Source organism: Flavobacterium sp. (assembly GCF_049590715.1).
GTDB lineage: Bacteria > Bacteroidota > Bacteroidia > Flavobacteriales > Flavobacteriaceae > Flavobacterium.
In genome coordinates, this window is sequence record NZ_JBAWDL010000246.1 from 1 (window position 1) to 4,798 (window position 4,798).

The 4,798-nt window shown below is 32.4% G+C and carries 5 protein-coding genes; 4 read left to right on the plus strand and 1 reads right to left on the minus strand.

Annotated features, from left to right (window positions below):
* Nucleotides 1–367 precede the first annotated feature (367 nt).
* From WBQ70_RS11085 to WBQ70_RS11100, 4 genes are all read left to right on the plus strand, one after another.
* A complete protein-coding gene (locus WBQ70_RS11085; protein ID WP_423914101.1) occupies nt 368–1,594 on the plus strand; it encodes an SRPBCC family protein in 1,227 nt (408 codons plus the stop codon).
* A gap of 63 nt (nt 1,595–1,657) precedes the next feature.
* Nucleotides 1,658–2,200, plus strand: coding sequence for an RNA polymerase sigma factor (locus WBQ70_RS11090; protein ID WP_423914103.1), 543 nt, complete (start codon nt 1,658–1,660; stop codon nt 2,198–2,200).
* Between the two features lie 33 nt (nt 2,201–2,233).
* The gene (locus tag WBQ70_RS11095; protein WP_423914106.1) at nt 2,234–2,626 is read left to right on the plus strand and encodes a hypothetical protein; all 393 of its coding nucleotides are present in this window, start codon (nt 2,234–2,236) and stop codon (nt 2,624–2,626) included.
* 13 nt (nt 2,627–2,639) lie between these two features.
* A complete protein-coding gene (locus tag WBQ70_RS11100) occupies nt 2,640–3,092 on the plus strand; it encodes a sensor of ECF-type sigma factor (RefSeq protein ID WP_423914109.1) in 453 nt (150 codons plus the stop codon).
* 79 nt (nt 3,093–3,171) lie between these two features.
* Here WBQ70_RS11100 and mtaB read toward each other — a convergent pair whose 3' ends face one another.
* Nucleotides 3,172–4,500: a tRNA (N(6)-L-threonylcarbamoyladenosine(37)-C(2))-methylthiotransferase MtaB gene (gene mtaB, locus WBQ70_RS11105; protein ID WP_423914111.1), complete on the minus strand. Its 1,329-nt coding sequence runs from the start codon at nt 4,498–4,500 to the stop codon at nt 3,172–3,174.
* Nucleotides 4,501–4,798 lie beyond the last annotated feature (298 nt).

Here is a 4,798-nt window from a genome sequence, read left to right on the forward strand (position 1 = left end):
CTTTTAATGTTAGCTTATCCCATTCTGGAATTTGATAACGCAACACTTTTATATCTGAAAATTGTTCCACTTGGTATTCAAAAGAATTGTTATCATTCACTTTCTGAGCATAACACACAACTGAAACTAGCATTGTTAAATACAACGCAAAACTATTTTGTAACCTCATTATTGACTTAAATTAAATTATCGGTTTGAAATCAAACAAATATAAGCATTAGAAGAGATTATAAAAATCATTTTGATATCTAGGACTAATATAATTTACAGTTCTAAAACAACTCAAACCCACATCCTAAATACTTCTATATTTTTCGTATTGTACCTAAAAAATATATAACTTTACAACGCAAACAAACCGAATATTATGAGAATTATAAAATACCTATTTCTTTTAATTCTACTCAGCTTAGTAGCATTATCTATTTTTATTGCTACTCAAAAAGGAGAATTTAATATTGAAAGAAGCAAAATCATTAACAGCTCAAAATCATCTGTTTACAATTACATTAATGATTACAAAAATTGGGAAGACTTTGGGTCATGGATCGCTGATGATCCTGATATGAAAATTATATACGCTGAAAAAACAATTGGTCCAGGAGCTTCATATAGCTGGGAAGGTAATGATGGAAATGGCGAAATGAAAACTCTTTTTGTAAAAGAAAATGATAGCATATCACAAAAAATGACTTTTAACGACAGTCCATCTAAAGTCTATTGGAGTTTCAAAGACACTATTGGAGGAACTAAGGTGACATGGAGAACCAAAGGAAAAATGAATTTTTTATTTAAAATTTATGCTGCATTAAAAGGAGGTCCTGACAAAATAATAGGAGAAATGTATGAAAAAAGCTTAAACAATCTCGACAAAGCACTTGATTATGAAATAAATACCTTTAATATTCAAGAATATGGTTTAGTTAAAAGACCTATTATATACTATTTAGGCCAAACCTTTACAAGTGAAATTGATAAAGTACTCAAAAACACTTCGGTTGTAATTCCAAAAATCACTGCATTTTGTGCGGAAAACAATATTAATATTAACGGAAAACCTTTTGTAATCTATCATTCTTATGACTTAGCTAAAAAAATAGCTAAAATCTCTATCTGTCTTCCTATAAAAACTGAAATTTTAATTAGTTCTGGAAGTGATATTTACTCTGGAACATTTCAGGCAACTGAAGCCGTAAAAACAACTTTAACTGGTGACTACTCTCATCTTCAAAAAGCGGTTGATAAAGGAACAGCTTACTTGCATAAAAACCAACTTAAAGCAGATCCAACTATTTTGTATATCGAAAGTTTTAAAATAGGTAAAAATGATATGAAAAATACCTCAAAATGGGTTACTGATATTTTCATCCCTCTTGAACCTAAAACAGTCTCTGCTCCAACAGTAGTACAACCTATCACAACAGCAATACAACAAACATCAAAAGTAAACGTTGCTAGAGAAGAAGAAACGGCTATTGGAACCATAACACCTGTAGCAAGACAACCGTTGAAAGTCAACAAACCAGTTATAAAAAAAACAGAGCCAAAGAAAATTCAAACAGTTGAAAATAAAGAAGAGCAATCTGAATTTTAAATAGAATTCATTGCAACAACAACTAAATCATCAAATTATAACATACCTGAATCTATTTCTATTTTGCTCGAAGAAAAAGAATTTATCGAACGTTTATTAAATCCTAAGACGCAAAACGAATCGTTTCAAAAACTCTTGTTAGATTATCAAAAACCGTTATACAATCATATACGCAACATTGTTTTAAACCATGATGATGCCGATGATGTTTTGCAAAACACCTTTATTAAAGTTTTCCAACATTTAAAAAATTTCAAAGGAGAAAGTAAATTATTTTCGTGGATGTATCGTATTGCGACTAATGAGGCACTAACTTTTTTGAATCAAAAAGCTAAAAAAAGCGGCATTTCATCAGAAGCTTTACAAAGCAAAACCATTGACAATCTAAAATCAGACAGTTATTTTGATGGTGATGAACTTCAACTCAAATTACAAAAAGCAATAATAGCCCTCCCTGAAAAGCAACAATTAGTATTCAAAATGAAATATTTTGAAGAATTAAAATACGAAGATATGTCCGAAATACTAGGAACTTCGGTAGGTGCTCTAAAAGCATCCTATCATCATGCCGTAAAAAAAATTGAAGCATTCATCACCAATAATTAAACCTTTAGCTACTATCCTAGTCTAAACTATATCATGAAAGAATTTAAATTAGATACAACTCCTAAAATAAGTACTGGATTTAAAACTCCAGAACTGTATTTTGATACCTTATCAGAAAAAGTAACACAGCGATTGCCTGCAAAGCAAACGAAAGTAATCTCTATTTTTCGCAACAAAAAACATATTGTTTTGATGGTAGCCGCTATTTTCGTAATCGCATTACTAGTTCCTATATTATTTTCGAATCTGACAAAGACTAATGAATTAGACGAGAGCACTATTGAAAATTACCTAAGTTATCAGTCAAATGTGACCCAATACGACATCATCAATCTATTAGATGATGAAGATATTGATCATTTAAAAGCAACTGTCGATGTAGACGTAAATGAAATGGAAATGGATTTATACTCAGGCGACAATTAAAAAAACAAACGAAATGAAATTCACAAAATTACTTTTACTCCTTATCACAATCTCATTTTGCTCATATGCACAAGATGGAATAAAAGGAAAAAAAGATCAAATAAAAGAATTAAAAGTATCATTCTTTACTTCTGAATTAGAACTATCAACAACGGAAGCGGAGAAATTTTGGCCTATTTACAATGCTTATGACGATAAACAATTCGAAATAAGACATCAAAAAATGAAAACATACAGAAACCTAATGCAGGATAATAATTTAAATAAAATGAGTGAAAAAGAGGCCAGCATTCTATTATCACAAATAGAAAGGACTGACAATGAACTTTACCAACTCAAAAAAAGGTTAAATACAGATTTAAAAACTTTTTTACCTAAAGTAAAAATTATTAAACTTAAAAAAGCAGAAGAGGATTTCAATCGAAAATTACTGCAACAATACAAAGATAAAAACAACAAAAAATAGAGTACCACAAAAAAATAAAAATACCCAATTCTATAAGTAGAATTGGGTATTTTGTTTTTATGAAATATAGTTCTAGATTTTAAACCAAAGCAGATACAAAATCCATTCGTACTGATCCATCTTCGTCAATATGTGTTAGATTAACTTCTTGCAATGTATTGGCTAACTCAGGATTCCAAGGCGTTTTTACTTTTACATAATTCTCTGTAAATCCGTGAATATATCCTTCTTTATTCTCAGACTCAAACAAGACTGTTCTATTCGTTCCTATCTGACTTTCATAAAAAGCTCGACGCTTTTTGACTGATAAACCACGAAGCATTTTACTGCGTTTCGCACGCACATTAGCAGGAACAACACCTTCCATTTCAGCCGCTTCGGTATTATCTCTTTCTGAATACGTAAATACGTGTAAATACGAAATATCCATTTCATTCAAGAAATGATAAGTTTCCAAGAAATGTTCATCCGTCTCACCAGGAAAACCCACAATCACATCCACACCTATACACGCATGCGGCATTACCTCACGTATTTTATTGACACGTTCCGTATAGACTTCACGCTGGTAACGACGCTTCATCAATTTCAAGATGTCATTGCTTCCTGATTGCAACGGAATATGAAAATGCGGTACAAAAGTTCTGCTTTTCGAAACAAATTCAATGGTTTCGTTTTTCAATAAATTCGGTTCGATAGACGAAATTCGCAATCTTTCGATTCCTTCTACTTCATCCAAAGCCTGAACCAATTCTAAAAAAGTATGTTCGTGTTTTTTATTACCAAATTCCCCTTTACCATAATCACCAATATTGACACCCGTAAGCACAATTTCCTTAATGCCTTGTTTCGAAATTTCAAACGCATTTTGCAATACATTTTCAAGTGCATCACTTCGAGAAATTCCACGAGCTAACGGAATCGTACAATACGTACATTTATAATCACAACCATCTTGCACCTTCAAAAATGCACGTGTACGGTCGCCTATCGAGTAACTGCCCACATAGAAATCGGCTTCGGCAATCTCGCAAGAATGTACCTCGCCCATATCGTTTTTGGACAAATCATTGATATAATCGGCTAGTTTGAATTTTTCTGTCGCTCCTAGCACCAAATCTACCCCATCGACATTGGCCAATTCTTCGGGTTTCAATTGCGCATAACAGCCCACAGCTGCCACAAAAGCTTTATTGTTCAACTTCATGGCTTTACGCACTACTTGTTTGAACTGCTTGTCGGCATTTTCGGTTACGGAGCAAGTGTTGATGACATACATATCGGCGACATCCTCAAAATCAACACGATCAAAACCTTCGTCTTGTAAATTACGAGCAATAGTCGATGTCTCCGAAAAATTTAGTTTACAGCCCAAAGTATAAAAGGCCACTTTTTTTCTGTTTTCCATAAGTAATCTTCATTTAATGAAATCGTTGTCAAAAAAATGAAGTGCGCAAATTTACAAACAAATACAATAGCATGGAAATGAAACTGATGTTTATTAAAATCAAAATTTGGGCGTGCCCCTCCGTAAAAACTCCGGGTCGGGCTATACGCTACAATTCCTCGCACCTCCTACGTCGGGCTACGGGATTTTCGCTGCTATCCCTCACGCAAAACTTTGGTACGAGAATGTTTTGAATCCTTTGATTTTTTTAATAGTTATTTATTGATATATTTATGATTAAGAAATCAATCAAATTTAT

Excerpts from the sequence above, each read along its gene's own strand:
- WBQ70_RS11085 (WP_423914101.1), top strand. The coding sequence starts at position 368 with ATGAGAATTATAAAATACCTATTTCTTTTAATTCTACTCAGCTTAGTA.
- WBQ70_RS11095 (WP_423914106.1), top strand. The coding sequence starts at position 2,234 with ATGAAAGAATTTAAATTAGATACAACTCCTAAAATAAGTACTGGATTT.
- WBQ70_RS11100 (WP_423914109.1), top strand. The coding sequence starts at position 2,640 with ATGAAATTCACAAAATTACTTTTACTCCTTATCACAATCTCATTTTGC.
- mtaB (WP_423914111.1), bottom strand. The coding sequence starts at position 4,500 with ATGGAAAACAGAAAAAAAGTGGCCTTTTATACTTTGGGCTGTAAACTA.